The sequence below is a fragment of the Moorena sp. SIO3I6 genome (genome assembly GCF_010672095.1).
The window spans coordinates 1-1,115 of the sequence record NZ_JAAHHU010001629.1; the positions used below are offsets into that span (position 1 = coordinate 1).

2 protein-coding genes are annotated in these 1,115 nt (G+C 46.7%); one reads left to right on the forward strand and one right to left on the reverse strand.

The features are described from left to right. A partial coding sequence (locus F6K49_RS51805) for a glycosyltransferase (protein WP_366514383.1) occupies window positions 1-213 on the forward strand: 213 nt, incomplete at its 5' end. A 271-nt stretch (window positions 214-484) separates the two neighbouring features. On the opposite strand, the gene F6K49_RS51810 is transcribed toward F6K49_RS51805, so the two are convergent. After that, a partial coding sequence (locus F6K49_RS51810; protein ID WP_293110813.1) for a Fic family protein occupies window positions 485-1,115 on the reverse strand: 631 nt, incomplete at its 5' end.

The following is a 1,115-nucleotide window of genomic DNA, read 5'->3' on the forward strand; positions in this document are numbered from 1 at the left end:
TCTGGTGGTGCAGTGGAATTGATTCAGGATGGCGAGACTGGTCACTTGGTACCGCCAGGAGATTCAGTAGCACTGGCTAAGGTTATTGGTGAATTGCTCAGTGATCCAATCGCTGCAGATAGGCTAGCCGAGCGGGGTTATATCCATGCTAAGGATACTTTTTCCCTGGAATCCCTGTTGACGGCCTTTGACCAAGCTCTGAAAAAAGTATAGCGCTACGCTTAGCGTCAGAAGTTAGAAGTCAGAAGTCAAAAGTAAGTTATGACTTGCGCGTAGCGCTATATAAGGGGGGATTTCTGTTTTGTTTAAACTAAAATAGTTATGTCCTAACCAACTCTTTCTCTGCTATAGATGAGCAACGGTTGTTCTTGCCATGGGGCTTTGAAGGTGCGGACACAAGCCTGATCACACAGCTTCTGCAACGAAAATTCCCCTTAAATAGGTACTAACTAGCTTGTCAGTACCTATTTAATAGGTACAGTACCTATTTCTTCCGCCAACGGGCATCTGGCCCTCGCCCAAGGCATTCGAGCCGCCCAGCCTTCCTTTCCTCGCGCAAGATACGACGAATTAAGTCAATTCCTACAGTAGGACATTGTTCCTGTAAATGCTTGATCGAAAAATCTCCAACTATATTGTTAATGGCATCTAGCACCATCGCTGTTTTAGCGCCTTTGGTTGAGGTTACTAACCCAACCCGTTGCTCAAAATCCCGGTACGCCGATAGCACCAACACTCCCAGAAAATACTCCCACCAAGGTAACAAACTATGCTGTCCCTGATGCCAGCTTTGGGAGGACTGGTAAAGTGTATCGTAGTAGCTTTCCTTTGTGCGTTCTACAATGCGTTCCAAACTAATAAACCGCCCCACCTCGTAACCAGCTTTGTATAGTAACAGTAGTGTCAGCAGCCTAGCCATCCGTCCATTTCCATCACTAAAAGGGTGGATGCACAGAAAATCCAAGACGTAGGTGGGGATGAGCAATAAAGGTTCGAATTCCTCAGACTGCCAGAGGCGATTGAACTGTTCGTGCAAGCGTTCCATCGCGGATGGTGTAGCATAAGCCGCAAGTGGTTGAAACCTCAGAACCTTTGTACCATCTGGATAAGTTTGG